The sequence below is a fragment of the Paracoccus indicus genome, assembly GCF_003056335.1.
Lineage (GTDB): Bacteria > Pseudomonadota > Alphaproteobacteria > Rhodobacterales > Rhodobacteraceae > Paracoccus > Paracoccus indicus.
On the sequence record NZ_PYWA01000001.1, the window covers coordinates 486,881 to 504,845 of the forward strand.

The window sequence follows — 17,965 nt, forward strand, 5'->3', positions numbered from 1 at the left end:
GTGAAGCAATCCCTATTTGCCGATGCAGAATGAGGAGAAGATCTTGTCAAGATAGTCCTCGGCGTCGATTCGTCCAAGCAGTCTGTCCAAGGCGTGACCGCACTTGCGCAGCTCTTCTGCCAGGATCTCGACAGGAAGACCGCGGAGATCTTGCAGTGACGCTGCAGCCGAATGCAGTTCATTCAACTGACGTTCGTGGCTGACAATTCCGGCGCCCGCGGTTTTCTGGCTCAGCAGATCATAGATCCGATCAAGCAAATTGGCGACCCCTGCCCCAGTAACTGCAGACACCGCGCTTTCTTGACTGCCGACCAGATCGGCCTTGCCCTTGAGAACTATATCCCCGTCCTGAAACAGGTCCGGCACCGAGTCTCCGTCATCGGACAAATGCACCCGCAAGTCTGCCGTAACAGCGCGATTGCGTGCACGTTCGATCCCTGCAATTTCGACCTCGTCTTCCGATTCACGCAGACCGGCCGTATCCAACAGGGTAACGGACAGCCCCTTTAGATCCAGACGCAGTTCAAGAACATCACGGGTCGTACCGGCAACAGTAGAGACGATCGCGACATCCCTTTTCGCTATGCGATTAAGAAGGCTCGATTTTCCGGCGTTGGGAGGGCCGACGATGGCCACTTCGAACCCCTGCCTGATGCGTTCGGCGGCAGAGAAACCCTTGATCTCGACTTCGATTGACGTCCTGAGACGCTCCGTTAGTTCATAAACCCGTTCCGGGACTTCGTCGGGAACGTCCTCATCTGCGAAGTCAACGCTGACTTCTACGAAGGCGCCCGCTTCGATCAACCAGGACCGCCACTCTTCGGTTCGGCGGGCCAACTCTCCGCTTGTTGCGCGCATCGCCAACCGACGCTGCGCCTCTGTTTCCGCGGCAAGCAGGTCGCCAAGCCCTTCGATCTCTGCCAAGTCCATCCGGCCATTCAGAAACGCACGACGGGTGAATTCGCCCGCCTCGGCCAATCGGGCGCCCCTTGCGAACAGCTCTGCGTGAACACGACGGGCGATGACCGGTGCGCCGTGCAAATGCAATTCCGCGACCTCTTCCCCGGTAAAACTTTGACCGCTGGCGAACCAGATTGCCAGAACCTGGTCGATTGTTTCGTCTTCAACACGAAGATCACGGAAATAGGCACGACGGGCAGTCTTCATGGGACCGACCAATGCCTCGGCAGTCGACCGGGCGGCATCGCCGCTCAATCGAATGACGGAAACTCCCCCCCGCCCGGGCGGGGTGGCTTCGGCGAAGATCAGGTCCATGTCTGCCTCGTCAGGCGTTCATCGAGTCGAAGAACTCGGAGTTGCTCTTGGTCTGCTTCAGCTTCGAGATCAGGAATTCGACCGCATCGGTCGTTCCCATCGGGTTCAGGATGCGCCGCAGCAGATAGGTCTTCTGCAGATCCTTGCTGTTTACCAGCAGTTCTTCCTTGCGGGTGCCCGATTTCAGGATGTCCATGGCCGGGAAGACGCGTTTGTCGGCGACCTTGCGGTCCAGGACGATCTCGCTGTTACCCGTGCCCTTGAATTCCTCGAAGATCACCTCGTCCATGCGCGACCCAGTGTCGATCAGCGCCGTGGCGATGATGGTCAGGCTGCCGCCTTCCTCGATATTGCGCGCCGCACCAAAGAAACGCTTGGGGCGTTGCAGGGCGTTTGCATCCACACCACCGGTCAGAACCTTGCCCGAGCTGGGGACGACAGTATTGAATGCTCTACCAAGTCTTGTGATCGAATCAAGCAAGATCACCACATCTCGCTTATGTTCGACCAGGCGCTTGGCCTTCTCGATCACCATCTCGGACACCGCAACGTGGCGGCTGGCCGGTTCGTCGAAGGTCGAGGACACGACTTCGCCACGCACGCTGCGCTGCATGTCGGTGACTTCCTCGGGGCGTTCGTCGATCAACAGGACGATCAGATAGCACTCGGGGTGGTTCTTCTCGATCGAATTGGCGATGTTCTGCAGCAGAACCGTCTTACCCGTGCGCGGCGGTGCCACGATCAACGACCGCTGGCCCTTGCCGATGGGTGCTACCAGGTCGATGATGCGTGCGCTGCGATCCTTGATCGTGGGGTCTTCGATCTCCATCGTCAGGCGATCATTGGGGTAAAGCGGCGTCAGGTTGTCGAAAGCCACCTTGTGGCGTGCCTTCTCAGGCTCCTCGAAGTTGATCTGCTCGACCTTGGTCAGCGCGAAATAGCGTTCATTGTCGCCGGGCGCACGGATCACACCTTCGACGGAATCGCCGGTGCGCAGCGAATGCTGGCGGATCATGTCGGGGCTGACGTAGATGTCGTCCGGACCGGGCAGATAGTTCGCCTCGGTCGACCGCAGGAAGCCGAAACCGTCCTGCACGACCTCCAAAACGCCTTCACCGCCGATGTCCCAGCCCTCTTCGGCATGCTCCTTCAGGATCGAGAACATCATCTCGCCCTTGCGCATGGTCGAGGCATTCTCGATTTCCCATTCCTCGGCCATCGACAGCAGGTCTGCCGGGCTTTTGGCTTTCAGATCAGAGAGATTGAGGCGTTCTTCGGTCATATTGGCGCAAACTTTCGGCCGCACGACGAATCGTTCGGAACAGGAAAAGTGTCGTTGGGAATCCTGCGCCGGACGGCCAGGGTTGCGGGGCATTTAAGCCCCACCCCGTGACGAGTCAATCTTTTCGATCAGAACTTGACGATCACCGCTGTGACGATCGCCACCATCAGCAGGGTCGGCAATTCGTTCAACATCCTGTAATTCCTGCCGGATTTCGCCTTTCCCATGGCCAGAAACCGGCGTTCGCGGGCGCACCACATGTGAAATCCGCTCATCGCAATGACGCCTGCGGCCTTCACCCATGGCCAAATCATCGACCAGTCGACGATTCCCGGGGTCATCACCATCGTCAGACCGCTGATCCAAGTCGCGATCATCGCCGGATTCATGATCAGGCGCAGAAGCTTGTCTTCCATGATGACGAAGCTGGACCTCGGCTCGGCCCGATCAGCGCCGCGTTCGGCGTGATAGACGAACAATCTGGGCAGATAGAACAACCCTGCCATCCAGGAAATGACGGCCATGACGTGAAATGCCTTCACCCATGGATAGATCACGAACAGCCAGTCGAACATGCGCACCTCTCTTCCTCTCACTTAAATAAAAGAAAGAAGAAAAGGAATGTTGTTGAAGTAGGGGCTGTGGATAGCAGGATTATCGTGTTTTTCACCTTGCGATCCCCAGAATCAGCACCTGTGGATAAATGTGTTGAAAATTTAGATCGCGAAGAGAAAATCTTTTGTAAACAAAGTTATCTTGTGTGGATAATTTTGCGGATAAGGAGGCGGCGAACGATTCGTCCACAATCGAGCATCTCGGTGAAATCAAGTTGTGCACTTGTGGATCACCGCCTTCGGTTCGCCCTTCGTTCCAAGGGGAAATTCAATGACGATTGGGACTTGACCGACTTGTCACCAAGCACCCGGACGATTCCCCCCGACTCTTGTCCACAGGGTTCGGGGGCTGATGGTGATCACCCGAACGCGCCTTCCGCGCCACAGGCCGCGCCTTGTGCATTCTTTGGGCTTTTTTCGACCGATTTTGGCACATACTCTGGCCCGCGATACCAACCAGCCAGCGACAAGGTCCCCATGACGGACGAGATTCCCGCCAGCCAGATCAGCCATGCCCCCCTGGCCGGGGTGATCGGCATGCCCATCGCCCATTCCCGTTCACCGCGCGTGCATGGGCATTGGTTGAAACGCTACGGGTTGGCCGGACATTACGTGCCGATCCCCGTGATGCCCGAACATCTGGCCGAGGTTCTTCGCGTCCTGCCCCGCGCAGGCTTCGTCGGCGCCAATGTCACCATCCCGCACAAGGAGGCCGTGCTGACCTTGGCCGACACGGTCACCGATCGCGCCGCCCTGATCGGGGCCGCGAATACGCTGATCTTCCGCGCAGACGGCAAGATCCATGCCGACAACACCGACGGTTATGGCTTCATCGCCAATCTTCGCCAATCCGCCCCAGATTGGCGGCCCGAGGCAGGCCCCGCCGCCGTGATCGGCGCGGGTGGCGCGGCACGGGCGGTCGTGGCGTCCCTGCTGGACAGCGGCGTCAAGGAGCTGCGGATCACCAATCGCACCCGCCTGCGCGCGGAACAGATCAAGGCGGAATTCGGTGCAAGGCTGGTCGTCTATGACTGGGCGCAGGCCGGCAATATGCTGGAAGGGGCGACGACGGTGGTCAACGCGACCTCGCTTGGGATGGATGGCAAGCAGCCGTTGCGGGTGCCGCTGGATGCGTTGTCGCCGGACGCGCTGGTCACCGATCTGGTCTATACGCCGCTGATGACCCCCCTGCTGACCGAGGCGCAGGCCCGCGGATGTCGCGTCGTCGATGGTCTTGGGATGCTGCTGCATCAGGCCGCCCCTGGCTTCGAACGCTGGTTCGGCCACCGTCCCGAAGTCGACGATGAGATTCGCCGCGTGGTTCTGGAATGACCTATGTGCTGGGCCTGACCGGCAGCATCGGCATGGGCAAATCCACCACCGCGCAGATGTTTCGCGACCTTGGCCATCCGGTCTGGGACGCGGATGAAGCCGTGCACAGGCTTTATGCCGAACAGGGGGCGGCGGTGGCGCCGGTCTCGGCCATGTTTCCCACCGCGCTTTCCGGGGGCATGATCGACCGCACGGCCCTGCGTCAGGTGTTGGCCCGTGACGATCAGGCGCTGGCGCGGCTCGAGGCCATCGTGCATCCGCTGGTGGCGCGTGATCGTGCCGATTTCATTGCCATGCACGCCGATGCGCCGCTGGTGGTTCTGGACATCCCGCTGCTGTTCGAAAGCGCCAGCCCGCCGGACCTGGACGGCGTGGCGGTCGTCTCGACCGATGCCGAAACGCAGCGCGACCGGGTGATGGCACGCCCCGGCATGACCGATGACACCTTCGCGATGATCCTTGCGCGACAGATGCCCGATGCCGATAAGCGGGCCCGCGCGGATTGGATCATCCCCACCGACACGCTGCAGGGCGCCCGCGCCGCCGTGCAGCAGATCGTTTCCGAGGTTGCCCCCCATGCGTGAGATCGTGCTTGATACCGAAACCACGGGTTTCGACGCCGAAAACGGCGACCGCATCGTCGAGATCGGCGCGTTGGAACTGTTCAACCACCTGCCGACCGGCAAGACCTTCCACGTCTACATCAACCCCGAACGCAGCATGCCCCAGGGCGCCTTCGAGGTTCACGGGCTGGGCGACGAATTCCTGGCCGACAAGCCCAAGTTCGCCGAGGTGGCACAGGGCTTCATCGATTTCATCGCCGATGACGCCAAGCTGGTGATCCATAACGCCAGCTTCGACATGAAATTCCTGAATGCCGAGCTGAAGCGCGCGGGCCATGCGCCGATCCCCTATGACCGCGCCTTGGACACGCTGATGATCGCGCGCGAACGCTTTCCGGGGTCGCCTGCCACGTTGGATGCGCTTTGCCGCCGCTTCGGGGTCGACAACTCGAACCGGGAACTGCACGGGGCGCTTCTGGACAGCGAACTGCTGGCCGAGGTCTATCTTGAGCTGATCGGCGGCCGTCAGCCGGATCTTGTCCTTGCGCAGGCGCGCAGCAAGGATGACGAACCCGGCATCGACGGCCAGATGCGCCCCCGCGCGCAGCGTCCAAACCCCCTGCCGCCCCGCCTGACCGAGGCCGAGGCACAGGCTCATGCGGAATTCGTCGCCAAGCTGGGCGAGGATTCGCTCTGGTCCCGCTATCAGGTCGGCTGACGCCGGTCTTGCGCGGATCGTTTCCCCGCATCATGCTGGCCGAAACGGGAAACGGAACGGCATGATCGATCGGCTCAGGGATATCGGCAGCTTCTGGGGTGCGATCTTCGAACGCATGGACCAGACCCACATGACCCTGATCGCGGCGGGCGTCGCATTCTATGGCATGTTCGCGGTCTTCCCCGGCATCGGCGCCATCATCGCCCTGTGGAGCCTGTGGTTCGATCCCGATGTCGTGCTGACCTATCTGGATGTGGCGCATGAATTCCTGCCCGAGGGTGCCTCGACGATCGTGGACGACCAGGTCACCTCGCTGACCTCGAACGGGCGCACCTCGGTCGGGTGGACGTCCTTCCTGTCGTTCATGATCGCGACCATCGCCGCGCGCGCGGGGGTCGATGCGCTGATCCGTGGGTTGAACGCGGCCTATGGGGTCAGGGCGCATTCGACGATCTTCGGTTTCATGCTGGCCTATGCCCTGACGCTGGTGATCGTCGGAATCTCGCTGGCGGGGCTGGCGACCATCGTGATCGTGCCGGTGGTATTGAATTTCTTCGTGGTCGCGCCCGTCAGGTCACTGATGATCACGGCGCTGCCATGGGCAGGGATGTTCCTGGCGGTCATCCTGACCATCGGCATCCTCTACCGCTATGGTCCGAACGTGAAGACGCCGCGGACGCCGATCTTCACGTGGGGGGCGCTGTTCGCGGCCATGCTGTGGGCCGCCGGATCGATCGCCTTTTCCGCCTATCTGGGCAGCTTCAACAGTTATAACCGCATTTACGGGTCCATCGGAACAGTCGTGGCACTGCTGATGTGGTTGTACCTGGCAGGGTTCTCGGTGCTGCTGGGAGCCCTGATCAATGTCGAGCTGGCCCGCCGCCGTCGCCTCAGCGCCGCACGCGAGGCTCGCCGGGGCTTCGATGAACTTCTGGCCGAGAAGAAGTCATGAAAAAGGGCGCCGCGAGGGCGCCCTTCCGTCGTTTCAGGCTTCCAAGCCCTCGGTCGAGGCGAAGAACATCGCCTGGCTGACTGCCGAACGAACCTGTTCCTCGCTATAGGGCTTCGAGATCAGGAAGGCCGGTTCCGGACGATCGCCCGTCAGCAGACGTTCGGGGAATGCGGTGATGAAGATCACCGGGATGTCGCCCATGCTGCTTAGCAGCTCGTTGACCGCATCGACGCCCGAAGATCCGTCGGCCAGCTGGATGTCGGCCAGGATCAGGTCGGGACGGTGCTTGCCGGCCAGGTCGATGGCGGCGGTATGGGTGCGCGCGACGCCCGTGACCTCGTGGCCCATGGCTTGCACGATGCCTTTCAGGTCCATGGCGATGATCATTTCGTCCTCGATGACCATGACCTTGCCGCGCAGGGTATTGCCCATCTCGTTCAGGGCGATCTGGACCAGTTCCTCGGCCTCGGCGGTATCGATCTGCATGACGCGGGCGATCTGGTCGGCGCGCAGCTCCTCGATGGTGCGCAGCAGCAGGGCTTCGCGGGAATTCGGGGTCAGGCCGCGCAGGTGGTCCTGGGCACGGCGTTCGCGGGCGGTCATGTCGGCATCCTCGACCGGTTGGCCCGAGCTTTGCCAGATCGCGTGGAACGTCTTGAACAGCGCGATACGCAGATCGTCTTCACCGTCAAGCACGCTCCGATCCGACAGGATCGCCTCGAGCGTGGCGGCCGCATAGTTGTCACCGGCACCTTGGCTGCCGGTCAGGGCACGCGCATAGCGGCGCAGGAACGGAAGCTGTTGGCCGATCGATTGGGCCAGATCTGCAGCAGTCATCACACAGTCCTTTTAATTCGTCTATTGCAAGGAACCATCTTGGCCCCCTATCGGTTGCATGGTTGTGCGCACAAGTTTGTCGGGACTAACATTATTATGACGTCAAAGCGAGATGACCGTAGGAAAGCGGCCGTGGAAAAACAGATCGATGAGAACTTGAAACGGGTCTACGAACAGGATTCCACCACCGAGGTTCCTGACCGCTTCCTCGAGCTTCTTCAGAAGCTCAAGGAACAGGGATGATCATTTCCCGGACCATCCTGCTTTCCGATCCCTCGCTCCACGGTGCCTTTCCCTCATGACGAACACAGCCCTGCCTGATCCCCGCGACCAGCTGGTCGATCACCTGCCGGCGCTGCGGGCCTTCGCCCTGTCGCTGACCCGCGAGGGTGCGGCGGCCGACGACTTGGTGCAGGACACCATCGTCAAGGCATGGACCAACATGGACAAGTTCCAGGCGGGCACGAACCTGCGCGCATGGTTGTTCACCATCCTTCGCAACACCTTCTATTCCGCCCGACGCAAGACCAAGCGCGAGGTCAGCGACAGCGACGGCATCCATGCCGCGCGTCAATCGACCCGACCCGACCACGACGGGCGTCTGGCCTTGCGTGATTTCCGCTTTGCCTTCGAACGCCTTCCCGACGAACAGCGCGAGGCATTGATCCTGGTCGGCGCATCCGGCTTTTCCTATGAAGAGGCTGCCGACATGACCGGCGTTGCCGTTGGCACCGTGAAATCGCGCGCCAACCGGGGGCGTCGCAAGCTGGCCGAACTGCTGCATCTGGAACATGGTGAAGATCTAAACATGACCGATCAGGCGACACTGGCGGTGATGGCGCAGAACAACTCAAGCTCTCGCTGAGTTGCGGCGATGCTTCGGCGCATATCAGGTCATCTGGAATTCACGCGCAAGCTTGGCTTTCGGCTTGGTGCGCTGCTGTCCGTGGCGATCCTGCCCATCGGGCTGATCTCTTTGGTCCAGAACCTGCATCTGTCGCAAGAGGCCGAACGCAGCGCCGAGATCGCGTTGCTGGGACGAACCGCATCCGCTGCATCGGGCGAAAGAGCGCTGCTGCAAAGCGCTCTCGGATCGGCCGATGCCTTGGGACCGGCGGTGCTTGAAACCATGGACCGTCCCGAACAATGCGCCGAACTGCTGCGGAACTTCATGCAGCGCAGCGGGACGTACACCCACGCGGGCTTCGTGCCGGTGGACGGTTTCATGCAGTGCAGTTCGGACCCCGATGCCTTGGAAGGCTTCGATCTGTCCGACAATGACGTCGTGAAGAACTTTCTTGAAAATCCGGTCACCTCGGTCACTTCGGTCCGCCGCGGGGCGGTGACGGGCAAGGCGGTCGTGGTGGTCCAGCAGCCGCTCTATCGTGATCGCGAACTGCTGGGGTATGTCGCACTTTCGCTGTCCCAGGATCTGCTGCGATCCACGCATGCGATGGATTTCGGCACCGAAGGCACCCGCATCATGACCTTCAACAGTCGTGGTCGCGTGCTGAACGGAGATGACCTGACCGGCGAGAATACCGATGACCTGTTGCCCCGCGACCGCGATCTGGTCGAGTTGCTGGGTCAAGGGGAAAGCACGTTCCGCGCCACCGCGAACAACGGGGAAACCCGCGTCTTCACCGTGGTTCCCGTCATCCCCGGCCTCGTCTATGCCCTTGGCAGCTGGAGCCCGCAGACCGCCGGTGTGGGCGTCTTCCAGCTTTCGCGCTTCGGGGCGGTGCTGCTGCCCGCGGCGCTTTGGGTCGTGTCGCTGGCCGTCGCCTATTTCGCGGTCTTCCGGCTGGTGCTGCGCCATATCACCGTCCTGCGGGGTCAGATGCGCCGTTTTGCCATCGGAAACCGCGTCAGCGCACCGCCCGTGCTGTTGGATGCACCGACCGAGATCACCGACGTCAGCCAGACCTTCCACAACATGGCCCGCATCCTGATCCGCGACGAAGAGGCGATGGAAAAGGCCGTCGCCGAAAAGACCGTCCTGCTGAAGGAGGTCCACCACAGGGTCAAGAACAACCTTCAGCTCATCGCCTCGATCATCAACATGCAGAGCCGCCTGATCGACGATCCCGATGCCAAGCAGGTGCTTCGGTCGGTGCAGGATCGCGTGGCGGCCTTGGCGACCATCTATCGCAACCTTTATCAGGCCGAACAGCTGGATGCGGTCGATGCCGACCTGCTGATCACCGACATCATCGGCCAGCTGACCAATGTCACCCAAGGCTCGGGCAACCGGTTGAAGGTGCATACCGACATCAGGCATCTGACCATGATGCCCGATCAGGCGGTTCCCCTGACGCTGCTGGCAACCGAGGCCTTCACCAACGCTCTGAAATACGCGGGCAGGCCGCAGGACGGCGGGCGCGCTTGGGTCAGCGTCTCGCTGACCTCGCCCGAACCGGGCGTGGGCAAGCTGCAGGTCGCCAATTCGGTCGGCTCGGCCCCGTTCGAAGGTGGCACGGGCCTTGGAACCCAGCTGATTGAGGCCTTCTCGATGCAGTTGGAGGGGGAGGTCGAGACGCGTTCCGAACCCGACAGCTACGTCCTGACCATGGTCTTCAAGCTGACGCAGGGACAGCACAACCATGATGCCGATGTGCGCAATGTCGTGCTGACCTCGGCCGCCAAGGCCGGATCGCGTCACTAGGGCGGCATTTCTGCAACGTGGACGGGCCTCGATGCTTGCGCCGGGATGCCCGTGGCCTATCTTGACCAGCATGGAACATGAACCAAGCTATGATCTGGCGACCGGGCGCGGGCTGATGGCCTGCCCCAAATGCGACGCCCTGCACATCGAGGAAGAGCTGGAGCTGGGCGAGACCGCCCGCTGCACCCGATGCGGCACAGTCATGGCCAAACCGCGCGACGGGGCCTTCGTCCAGCTGATCGCGCTGTCCTTCACCTCGATGGTGCTGCTGGTGGGCGCGGTCTTCTTCCCCTTCCTCGAGGTCTCGGCGATGGGGTTCGGCAACGCCAGTTCGCTGTTCGACGTGGCGCTGGCCTTTGCGGACGGGGTGCTGCTGCCCCTGGTCATCGCGGTGCTGGCGATGATCATCGGTCTGCCGATCACGCGTGCCTTCCTGCTGGTCTATGTGCTGGCACCCTTGGCGCAGGGCCGCAAGCCGCATCGCCACGCCGCCCGTGCCTTCCGCTGGTCCGAGGTGATGCGCCCCTGGTCCATGGCCGAGATCTTCGTCATCGGCACGGCCGTCGCGCTGGTCAAGGTGGCGGGGCTGGCCTCGGTCCACCTGGGGCCGGCCTTTTGGGCCTTCTGCGCGCTGATCTTCGTCAATATCGCCAGCCGCGCCTTCATGTGCCAGACCTCGATCTGGGACGCGATCGAGGATGCCGGCCAGACCGTCGAATTCCACGGAAAACCGCGCAGGGCCAAGGCATGAGCGCGCCTTCGGAAAGCAATGCGCCGGTCATGACCGCCCATCGCGCGGGGCTGATCGGTTGTCACAGCTGCGGCCGCGTCTGGACGCAGGATCACGATCAGTGCCTGCGTTGCGGGGCGCATCTGATGCCGCCGGACCGCCGCAGCCTGCAGAAGGTCTGGGCCTGGTGGTTCGCCGGGCTGATCATGTACATTCCCGCCAATCTATTTCCGATGATGAGCACGCAGACTTTCGCGGGCTTGGCGGGCAGTTCGGAATCCACCATCATCGAGGGCGTGTTCGAGCTGATCCACCACGGCAGCTACGACATCGCCATCATCGTCTTCGTCGCCTCGATCATTGTGCCGATGGGCAAATTCGTGGCCATCGGCTGGCTGGCCATCGTCGCGGGTCGACCCGCCACCGTGGATCAGGCCCACACCCGCCTGAAAATCTACGAGGTGGTGGAATTCATCGGGCGCTGGTCGATGATCGACGTCTTCGTGGTGGCCATTCTGTCCGCGCTGGTGCAATTGGGCTTCATGGCATCGGTTCATCCCGGTCCGGCGGCGGCCTCGTTTGCGCTGTCGGTTGCCTTCACGATGCTTTCCGCGCAAAGCTTTGACGCGCGATTGATCTGGCGCGGCCTGCCCCTGCGGTCGAAAAGCGAATGATCCGCCCTGAAACAGACCAAGACGGCCAAGGACAGCGACGAAGATGACTGATACCCCCCAGCCCCCCAAGCCCGCCAGCCCGGTCCGCAAGACGGCCACGCGCGCGGCGCAGGCAGGGGTCAACGTCATCTGGATCGTGCCCATCGTCGCGCTGATCGTGACGCTTGGCATCGCCTGGAATTCCTTTCGCGACCGCGGCAGCCTGATCGAGGTGGAATTCGCCGATGCCACCGGCATCACCCCCGGCGACACCACCCTGCGCTTCCGCGAGATCACCGTCGGGCAGGTCGAAAGCGTATCCTTCAGCGGTGATCTGTCGAAGGTCATCGTCTCGATCCGCGTGGACAGCGATGTCGCGCAATACATCGACACCGACGCCAGTTTCTGGATCGTCCGGCCTCAGGTAAGCGCGCAGGGCGTCACGCGCCTTGATACGGTGCTGTCGGGCGCCTTCATCGAGGGCTATTGGGATTCCCAGGTCTCCGAGGTGGCGACCGAATTCGAGGGGCTGGAACGCCCGCCCCTGGTGCGCGGCGATCAGCCCGGCACCTGGGTCAAGCTGTCGATGAAAAGCGCCGATGGCATGAGCGAGGGCGCACCCGTCCTCTATCGCGGGGTCGAGGTCGGTCGGGTGGAAAACATCCGCCTGTCCGACCAGGACGACCGCGTGCTGGCCGATGCCTTCATCGAGGCGCCGCAGGATGCCCGCCTGACCACCGCCAGCGTCTTCTGGGACACCTCGGGGTTCTCTCTGTCGCTTGGTGCGCAGGGGATCAGCTTCAACGTCAACTCACTGTCCTCGGTCCTGCAGGGGGGCGTGGCCTTTGACACGATCACCAGCGGCGGCAACCCCATCGATGCAGGGCATGAATTCCCCGTGCAGGATGACGAAGCCATGGCGCGCAGCACGCTGTTTGCCAGCGACGACACCGACCGCCTGCGCGTCGGCATGCTGATCGACGATTCCCTGCAGGGTCTCGAAAAGGGCGCCGACGTCCAGTTCCAAGGCCTGCGCGTGGGCCAGGTCACCGATCTGGCGGTGAATGTCACCACGGGCGAGGCCGAGGATGCACAGGTCAAGCAGCTGGTCACCATGTCGATCTCTCCGCGCCGCATGGGCCTGCCGGAGGGTGCGACCGCCGAAGACGCGATGGCGCTTCTGGAAGATGAAGTCAGCCAGTCCGGGCTGCGCGCCCGCGTGGCCAGCGCAGGCTTTCTTGGCACCAGCCTGATGGTCGAACTGGTCCAGATCCCCGATGCGCAGCCTGCGACGGTCGATGTCGGTGCCGACCCCGTGCCGCTGATCCCCTCGGTCGAGGGTGATCTGGACGATTTCACCGCAAGCGCGCAGGGGCTGGTCAACCGCATCGGCAACCTGCCGATCGAGGAGTTGCTGAATTCCGCCCGCGACGCGCTGGACAGCGTGACTGCCATCGCCAGTTCGCAGGACACGCGCGCGATCCCCGGTGCCCTGCGCAAGGCGATCGAGGATGGCAATGTCGCCCTGTCCGACATCAGCAGCATCACCACCGATCTGCGTGATGCCGACAGCGGCGAAACCATCGCCCGGATGCTGGACGAGGCTTCCGCCGCCTTCAAGGCGGTCAACGATGCCGCCGTCGACGTCCCCGAGATGGTCGATCAGATCAACGAGGCCGCAGCCTCGGTCGAGGAATTCGGCTTTGCCGAGGTCAGCCTGCAGGTCGAGGGCATCCTGGCCGACCTGCGCGCCATGCTGGGCAGCGAAGATGCCGAGGCCCTGCCGCGCAACTTGTCGAACACGCTGGAAGCCGCCAGCGGTCTGCTGAACGACCTGCGCGACGGCAATGCGGCCGGCAGCCTGAACAACGCGCTGGATTCGGCCAGCGCCGCCGCGGACGAGATCCAGCGGTCCGTCCAGCAGCTTCCCGAACTGGTCCGCAGCCTGCAGACCACCGCCGCGCAGGCCAATTCGCTGTTCGCCAGCTATGGCAACCGCTCGGCCTTCAACAACGAGCTGATCGGGGCGCTGCGCGAATTGCGCCGTGCGACGGAATCCTTCGGATCGCTGGCACGCCTGATCGAACGCAACCCCCGCGCCTTCATCCTGGGACGATAAGACATGACGACATCCTTCCTTCGCCTGCCGCTGATCGCCCTGTCGGGACTTGTCCTGCTGGGGGCCTGTTCGGACCCCGAAAAGACCGGACGTTTCCTGCTGGACCCGCCGACGCAGGGGGTGCGCGTGGCCAACCGTCTTGGAACCGCCGAGTTGAAGGACGTGTCGCTGCCCGAATATGCCGCCAACCAGGAGGTCGCCTTCCAGACCCAGGATGGCGCGGTGCGGTCCAACCCTGAAAGCCTCTGGGCGGACACCCCGTCGCGGGCCTTCACGACGACCCTGGCGCGCGCCATCAGCGACGTGTCGGGGGCCACCGTCATCGGCGAACCCTGGCCCCTGGCCGAACCCCCCGCCCGCGTTCTGGAGGTGCGGGTCGAGCGTGCCTTGGCGCAGACCGACAACATCTATCGCCTGTCGGGGCGGTATTTCGTGTCCGACGACGGGCTGAAGGGCAATGGCGCGAACCAGGCGCGCAGCTTCGACATCCGCGTTCCCATGACCGAAGCCACCCCGGCAGCCACCGCCACGGCCGCCAGCCAGGCCATCGCCCAGCTGGCCCAGCAGATCGCGACGCTGTCGGGTCCCGGCTCGACCATCGCCACCCAACAGCCCGCAGCGGCGGATGCCTTCGACCTGCCGCCGCTGTTCTAGGCATGAAGAAGGGGCCGGCAGTTCACTGCCGACCCCCATCCCCACGGGCGTAAAAAAATCAAGGGTACTGATTACACGACCTTGCCCGCGGGGAATCCGGCCCGGCGCAATGCGTCGCGGGAAATCCTGAGGTCCTCATCCTCGTCACGACCCAGCACGCGGGTGATGACGGGCAGGACGAAATGGTCGAAGCACGACCTGTCGGGGTTGAAGGCCCCGGGGGTGCCGATGCCGCCGCAATCATCGCAGTCGGGAATGGTGCCCCAGCAGTTCGGACAGGCACCCAAGGCGCAGGCCAGCATCTCGGCGTGATCGACCAGCAGCGCGTTCTCCCGCTGCAACTGGCGGATCGTGCGGGACTTGCCACCGCTGTCGTCATCGTCGTGAAGACGCGCCAGCGCCTGGCGCAGATCGTCCTGCGCGATGGTGTCGGGCTTGGCACCCAGCATCTGCAAGGCCGAGAACATGGCCCGATATTCGGAAATCCTTTGATCCTTCATGGTGCTTGCTCCTGTCTGGCGTGGCATCGCTGTCAGGAGGTGTTCTGGACCTGCGCCGTGAAACGGGCGTGAAAGGAATCACGCCAAATCCGTGAAACATGCAGCCTTGGGTTGAAAACAGCGGTTTTTCGTGCTGTTCAGCCGGGAATATCGTCGGAAAACGATGGCAGCACCGGCGGGGTGCCATCGGGCTGCCCACCGGCCAGCGCCCGAATGGCGGCGCGATCGGCGGGTCTTGCACCTTGCGCCAGCTGTCCCGCCAGCCAGCGCGTGACCTGCGGCGCCGCCAGCGAACTGCCCGACATCATTGAGAAGCTGCCGCTGCCGCGCCCGCAGATCGGCATGCCCGCGTGGCAGACGGCCCGATCCACCGCGATCAGCAGATCGCCCGCCAGATCCGCCCCGATCAGCGAATTGTAATCGGCGACGCTGCCCTCGCGGCGGGTGACGACCCCTGCCCTCAGCGTTCTGCGGCCGGTGGCATAGGCGTTGATCGTATCGCCGCGCTGCACACGGTTCGCGGCTTGATCGCGGGGGTCGAGGGACATGGCGCGGTCGCTATCGTCGCGGTCGCGATAGGCGGGGTCGTAGAGGCGGCTTTGGCGCGCCTCGCGGGGAAAGCCCCGAAGCACCTCGTCGCGCTGCAGGGAAATGGCGTGATCCCCCGGCGCGGCATCTTCTGGCAGGGACAGATGCCACATCCCCGGCGCAATCCAGCCCTGCCCCGGCTTGTCAGGGCATGTGGGCTCCAGAACCAGCGTCACCGTCTGGCGATATCCGCCCTGCGGCAGCGCGACGGTGCCGTGATAGGCGCGGGCGATGTCATGGCCCTCGTCATCGCGCAGATGGGTGACCTGATTGTCCTCGGTGAAGGCGGTCCAAGCCCTCTTCAGACCCGGCCCCGACAGGCCGACCTGCATGGGGCGTTCGGGGCGGGTCGGGTGCACGGGGCCCCAGACCTCCAACGGGGTGACGGTGCGGTCGTCGGGGTGCAGCTGCCAGCCAAGCGTGCCGCCTGGCTGCAGGACGCCACGCAGCCGCGCCATGCGGTGATTGCCACTGGGCAGGACGACGTGCACCGGTCCAAGGTCGTCGGACGGATATTCGGCCACCTGATCAAGCAGCCGCTCGATCAGGCTGGAGCCGTCGCGCGGCCCCGCCGTCAGGCCAAGGCTGATGTTCAGCACGACGGGCAGGCGCACGCTGTTCGGGGGCAGGCTGCGTCGCGCCTCGATCAGGCGGCACAGGCGACGCGCACGCGAGATGATGAACAGGACCGAGGCCGCCAGCACCCGCGGTGCCAACCCGCCCGAGCTGTCGGCGATGACGCGCGGCGCAAGGTTCACCCCGATCAGGGGTCGGTTGCGGCCATCCGGATCGCCCATCGCATGCCCCGCCGCCAAAAGAGAGACCGCCGCCCCGTGACCCGCGGCAAAGCCCGCCGCATGGGTGGTTTCGCGGGCCATGTCGACGACGCCCGACAGGCGATAGATGCTGTCCTCGGTCGGGATGGTCCCCGACTGCAACTGTTCCAGCCATGTGCCGATCCGGGCGCCGCGCAACTCGCGCCCCGCTGGCAGGTCGTGTCCGGGGCCTTGCGGGTCGAAGGCGGCATCCTGCACCCACAGCGCCGCCACGCGACTGACAGAGGGCGACAGGCGCAGACGTTCATGCACGAAGGGAATGGCATCGTCGAGCACGCCGATGATGCATCCGTGCTGCGGATCGGGCAGCGCCGCATCCTCCAGATAGGCGTGGTCCGGGTCGGTCAGATCGGACCCGTCCAAGGCGCGCGGATCGGGGTTCACGGCATCGGGTGGCAGAACCAGACCCGGCGGGCCCAAGGCCGCGACAAGCAGCGGCTCCTGACCCGGCGCGATCATGACTTGAAGGCGCGTTCGACCAGATCGCGCAGCAGAATCTCGGGGGTGGGTTCCGGGGCAGGTTCCGCCCCGCAGGCGTTTCGGGCGAACCAATCCTCGGTGCAGCCGCTGAAGATGGTGGTCTTTCGGGGGGCGGGTTCGCTCCAGCCCGGGGGGGATTTCAGCTCCATCTTGTGTCCCATTCACGTTGGGCCGCGGCGACCAAGGCGGACCACAGCGGCGCAGGTGTCACGAAATCGGCCTTGGTGTCGAAACGGGTCGAGTCGTCGCGTCCCGTCACCATCCGGTCCAGCACGCCATAATGAAAGTCGCGCGGCTGGTCGTTCTTGTCGACGAACTGGCGCCCGTCGAAGCTGGCCCGGGCCACCGCCCCCACCGGCGTCGCCCGCCCCAGCAGCAAGCGCCCCAGCTGGATGCCCAGCACTGCGCCCGCCGCGCTGTCGGCCGGGAAATGCACGCCTGCCACCGTCCGGTTCACCGCGATCCGGCAGGCCAGCCGGAACAGCTGGTCGCCCGCCTTGACCGGCGCGCCCGGCGTCTGCAGCCCCGTCAGCAGGGTCGCCACGCAGAAGGCCTGGGTGGCATGGCCGCTTGGCAGGGTCGGATGGCCGGGACAGGCGATGATCGGCTGCAGCCGGTCGCTGAACTGGGTCGGACGCGGACAGGCCAGCGCCAGCTTGAAGCGCATCACCACCTGCGTAGTCAGGTCCAGCGCGATCCGCAGCATCTCGGTGATCCGGTCGCAGCGGTCGGGTTGAAGCATGACGACCGATCCGAAGAAGGGCAGGAGGTCGCGGGTCTGGATGTCGATCTCGGCGGCACGATCGGCGCGCAATTCGGCGTAATTCCCGACAAGCGGGACGGCGGCGCGAAACTGCGGCAGGTAAGGCCTGTCTATCTGCACCAGCATCCGCCCCGCATGGGACAGCGTGGCGGTCGTCGGGGCACCGTTTTCGGGATCGTCGGGGGTGAAATGGCCGACCGAGATCCCCTCGGACAGCTCGGACAACAGGACGGCGCTGCGGTGATCGGCCTGCAGGCGGAACAGGCGTTCACCGGAGGACAAGGTGACGGGGGCGGCGGTCGCGCCCGTGACCTGTTCGGTCCCCGCGATGGCATCGCGGCTGCGCATCAGGGCCAGCGCCAGCTCCAGCGAGGCACCGTCGGGACCATCCGTCATCTTGGCGT

Annotated in this window: 19 protein-coding genes; 11 read left to right on the forward strand and 8 right to left on the reverse strand. The window is 63.8% G+C overall.

Annotated elements, in window-relative coordinates; all coding sequences use genetic code 11:
* Positions 1 to 12 precede the first annotated feature (12 nt).
* From mnmE to hemJ, 3 genes are all read right to left on the reverse strand, one after another.
* Positions 13 to 1,275 carry a tRNA uridine-5-carboxymethylaminomethyl(34) synthesis GTPase MnmE gene (mnmE, locus tag DDE75_RS02465; RefSeq protein WP_108500773.1) on the reverse strand — a complete coding sequence of 421 codons (1,263 nt, stop codon included), beginning with the start codon at positions 1,273 to 1,275 and terminating at the stop codon, positions 13 to 15.
* A gap of 10 nt (positions 1,276 to 1,285) precedes the next feature.
* Complete coding sequence (gene rho, locus DDE75_RS02470; RefSeq protein ID WP_108500774.1) at positions 1,286 to 2,557, reverse strand: transcription termination factor Rho; 1,272 nt, start codon at positions 2,555 to 2,557, stop codon at positions 1,286 to 1,288.
* Between the two features lie 128 nt (positions 2,558 to 2,685).
* A complete protein-coding gene (hemJ, locus tag DDE75_RS02475; RefSeq protein WP_108500775.1) occupies positions 2,686 to 3,132 on the reverse strand; it encodes a protoporphyrinogen oxidase HemJ in 447 nt (148 codons plus the stop codon).
* Between the two features lie 516 nt (positions 3,133 to 3,648).
* On the opposite strand from hemJ, the gene DDE75_RS02480 reads away from it, so the two are divergent.
* The 4 genes from DDE75_RS02480 to DDE75_RS02495 all read left to right on the forward strand — a co-directional run bounded on the left by DDE75_RS02480 (position 3,649) and on the right by DDE75_RS02495 (position 6,736).
* The gene (locus DDE75_RS02480; RefSeq protein ID WP_108500776.1) at positions 3,649 to 4,503 is read left to right on the forward strand and encodes a shikimate dehydrogenase; all 855 of its coding nucleotides are present in this window, start codon (positions 3,649 to 3,651) and stop codon (positions 4,501 to 4,503) included.
* Entirely contained in the window at positions 4,500 to 5,087 is a 588-nt protein-coding gene (coaE, locus tag DDE75_RS02485) for a dephospho-CoA kinase (protein ID WP_108500777.1), read from the forward strand. The genes DDE75_RS02480 and coaE overlap by 4 nt, the downstream gene beginning before the upstream one ends.
* Positions 5,080 to 5,784, forward strand: a complete 705-nt coding sequence (dnaQ, locus tag DDE75_RS02490; protein ID WP_108500778.1) for a DNA polymerase III subunit epsilon — start codon at positions 5,080 to 5,082, stop codon at positions 5,782 to 5,784. Before coaE ends, dnaQ begins: the two co-directional genes overlap by 8 nt.
* 61 nt (positions 5,785 to 5,845) lie before the next feature.
* Positions 5,846 to 6,736, forward strand: coding sequence for a YihY/virulence factor BrkB family protein (locus DDE75_RS02495; RefSeq protein WP_108500779.1), 891 nt, complete (start codon positions 5,846 to 5,848; stop codon positions 6,734 to 6,736).
* Between the two features lie 33 nt (positions 6,737 to 6,769).
* Here the strand turns inward: DDE75_RS02495 and DDE75_RS02500 are convergent, their stop codons facing one another.
* Entirely contained in the window at positions 6,770 to 7,573 is an 804-nt protein-coding gene (locus DDE75_RS02500) for a response regulator (RefSeq protein WP_108500780.1), read from the reverse strand.
* A gap of 132 nt (positions 7,574 to 7,705) precedes the next feature.
* Here DDE75_RS02500 and DDE75_RS02505 point away from each other — a divergent pair, with 132 nt between their 5' ends.
* The 7 genes from DDE75_RS02505 (at position 7,706) to DDE75_RS02535 (ending at position 14,394) form a co-directional block, all read left to right on the forward strand.
* Complete coding sequence (locus tag DDE75_RS02505) at positions 7,706 to 7,816, forward strand: NepR family anti-sigma factor (RefSeq protein WP_245894589.1); 111 nt, start codon at positions 7,706 to 7,708, stop codon at positions 7,814 to 7,816.
* A 55-nt stretch (positions 7,817 to 7,871) separates the two neighbouring features.
* Positions 7,872 to 8,438 carry an RNA polymerase sigma factor gene (locus DDE75_RS02510; RefSeq protein ID WP_108500782.1) on the forward strand — a complete coding sequence of 189 codons (567 nt, stop codon included), beginning with the start codon at positions 7,872 to 7,874 and terminating at the stop codon, positions 8,436 to 8,438.
* Positions 8,439 to 8,447: 9 nt separating this feature from the next.
* Positions 8,448 to 10,238 (forward strand): sensor histidine kinase, encoded by a 1,791-nt coding sequence (locus DDE75_RS02515; RefSeq protein WP_108500783.1) that lies wholly within the window; start codon positions 8,448 to 8,450, stop codon positions 10,236 to 10,238.
* A gap of 70 nt (positions 10,239 to 10,308) precedes the next feature.
* A complete protein-coding gene (locus DDE75_RS02520; protein WP_108500784.1) occupies positions 10,309 to 10,989 on the forward strand; it encodes a paraquat-inducible protein A in 681 nt (226 codons plus the stop codon).
* Positions 10,986 to 11,642 (forward strand): paraquat-inducible protein A, encoded by a 657-nt coding sequence (locus DDE75_RS02525; RefSeq protein WP_108500785.1) that lies wholly within the window; start codon positions 10,986 to 10,988, stop codon positions 11,640 to 11,642. The genes DDE75_RS02520 and DDE75_RS02525 overlap by 4 nt, the downstream gene beginning before the upstream one ends.
* 43 nt (positions 11,643 to 11,685) lie before the next feature.
* Positions 11,686 to 13,740, forward strand: a complete 2,055-nt coding sequence (locus tag DDE75_RS02530; RefSeq protein WP_108500786.1) for a PqiB family protein — start codon at positions 11,686 to 11,688, stop codon at positions 13,738 to 13,740.
* A 3-nt stretch (positions 13,741 to 13,743) separates the two neighbouring features.
* Positions 13,744 to 14,394 carry a PqiC family protein gene (locus DDE75_RS02535; protein WP_108500787.1) on the forward strand — a complete coding sequence of 217 codons (651 nt, stop codon included), beginning with the start codon at positions 13,744 to 13,746 and terminating at the stop codon, positions 14,392 to 14,394.
* A gap of 71 nt (positions 14,395 to 14,465) precedes the next feature.
* Here the strand turns inward: DDE75_RS02535 and DDE75_RS02540 are convergent, their stop codons facing one another.
* The 4 genes from DDE75_RS02540 to DDE75_RS02550 all read right to left on the reverse strand — a co-directional run bounded on the left by DDE75_RS02540 (position 14,466) and on the right by DDE75_RS02550 (position 17,957).
* Positions 14,466 to 14,894: a hypothetical protein gene (locus DDE75_RS02540; protein ID WP_108500788.1), complete on the reverse strand. Its 429-nt coding sequence runs from the start codon at positions 14,892 to 14,894 to the stop codon at positions 14,466 to 14,468.
* 137 nt (positions 14,895 to 15,031) lie between these two features.
* Positions 15,032 to 16,777 (reverse strand): S8/S53 family peptidase, encoded by a 1,746-nt coding sequence (locus DDE75_RS02545; protein WP_108500789.1) that lies wholly within the window; start codon positions 16,775 to 16,777, stop codon positions 15,032 to 15,034.
* Positions 16,774 to 16,947, reverse strand: coding sequence for a hypothetical protein (locus DDE75_RS17180; protein WP_162798876.1), 174 nt, complete (start codon positions 16,945 to 16,947; stop codon positions 16,774 to 16,776). The genes DDE75_RS02545 and DDE75_RS17180 overlap by 4 nt, the downstream gene beginning before the upstream one ends.
* Positions 16,938 to 17,957: a phosphatase PAP2 family protein gene (locus DDE75_RS02550; RefSeq protein WP_162798877.1), complete on the reverse strand. Its 1,020-nt coding sequence runs from the start codon at positions 17,955 to 17,957 to the stop codon at positions 16,938 to 16,940. The genes DDE75_RS17180 and DDE75_RS02550 overlap by 10 nt, the downstream gene beginning before the upstream one ends.
* Positions 17,958 to 17,965: the final 8 nt, after the last annotated feature.

Coding starts and splice junctions, on each gene's coding strand:
- mnmE (WP_108500773.1), bottom strand. CDS start 1,275: ATGGACCTGATCTTCGCCGAAGCCACCCCGCCCGGGCGGGGGGGAGTT.
- rho (WP_108500774.1), bottom strand. CDS start 2,557: ATGACCGAAGAACGCCTCAATCTCTCTGATCTGAAAGCCAAAAGCCCG.
- hemJ (WP_108500775.1), bottom strand. CDS start 3,132: ATGTTCGACTGGCTGTTCGTGATCTATCCATGGGTGAAGGCATTTCAC.
- DDE75_RS02480 (WP_108500776.1), top strand. CDS start 3,649: ATGACGGACGAGATTCCCGCCAGCCAGATCAGCCATGCCCCCCTGGCC.
- coaE (WP_108500777.1), top strand. CDS start 4,500: ATGACCTATGTGCTGGGCCTGACCGGCAGCATCGGCATGGGCAAATCC.
- dnaQ (WP_108500778.1), top strand. CDS start 5,080: ATGCGTGAGATCGTGCTTGATACCGAAACCACGGGTTTCGACGCCGAA.
- DDE75_RS02495 (WP_108500779.1), top strand. CDS start 5,846: ATGATCGATCGGCTCAGGGATATCGGCAGCTTCTGGGGTGCGATCTTC.
- DDE75_RS02500 (WP_108500780.1), bottom strand. CDS start 7,573: ATGACTGCTGCAGATCTGGCCCAATCGATCGGCCAACAGCTTCCGTTC.
- DDE75_RS02510 (WP_108500782.1), top strand. CDS start 7,872: ATGACGAACACAGCCCTGCCTGATCCCCGCGACCAGCTGGTCGATCAC.
- DDE75_RS02515 (WP_108500783.1), top strand. CDS start 8,448: ATGCTTCGGCGCATATCAGGTCATCTGGAATTCACGCGCAAGCTTGGC.
- DDE75_RS02520 (WP_108500784.1), top strand. CDS start 10,309: ATGGAACATGAACCAAGCTATGATCTGGCGACCGGGCGCGGGCTGATG.
- DDE75_RS02525 (WP_108500785.1), top strand. CDS start 10,986: ATGAGCGCGCCTTCGGAAAGCAATGCGCCGGTCATGACCGCCCATCGC.
- DDE75_RS02530 (WP_108500786.1), top strand. CDS start 11,686: ATGACTGATACCCCCCAGCCCCCCAAGCCCGCCAGCCCGGTCCGCAAG.
- DDE75_RS02535 (WP_108500787.1), top strand. CDS start 13,744: ATGACGACATCCTTCCTTCGCCTGCCGCTGATCGCCCTGTCGGGACTT.
- DDE75_RS02540 (WP_108500788.1), bottom strand. CDS start 14,894: ATGAAGGATCAAAGGATTTCCGAATATCGGGCCATGTTCTCGGCCTTG.
- DDE75_RS02545 (WP_108500789.1), bottom strand. CDS start 16,777: ATGATCGCGCCGGGTCAGGAGCCGCTGCTTGTCGCGGCCTTGGGCCCG.
- DDE75_RS17180 (WP_162798876.1), bottom strand. CDS start 16,947: ATGGAGCTGAAATCCCCCCCGGGCTGGAGCGAACCCGCCCCCCGAAAG.
- DDE75_RS02550 (WP_162798877.1), bottom strand. CDS start 17,957: ATGACGGATGGTCCCGACGGTGCCTCGCTGGAGCTGGCGCTGGCCCTG.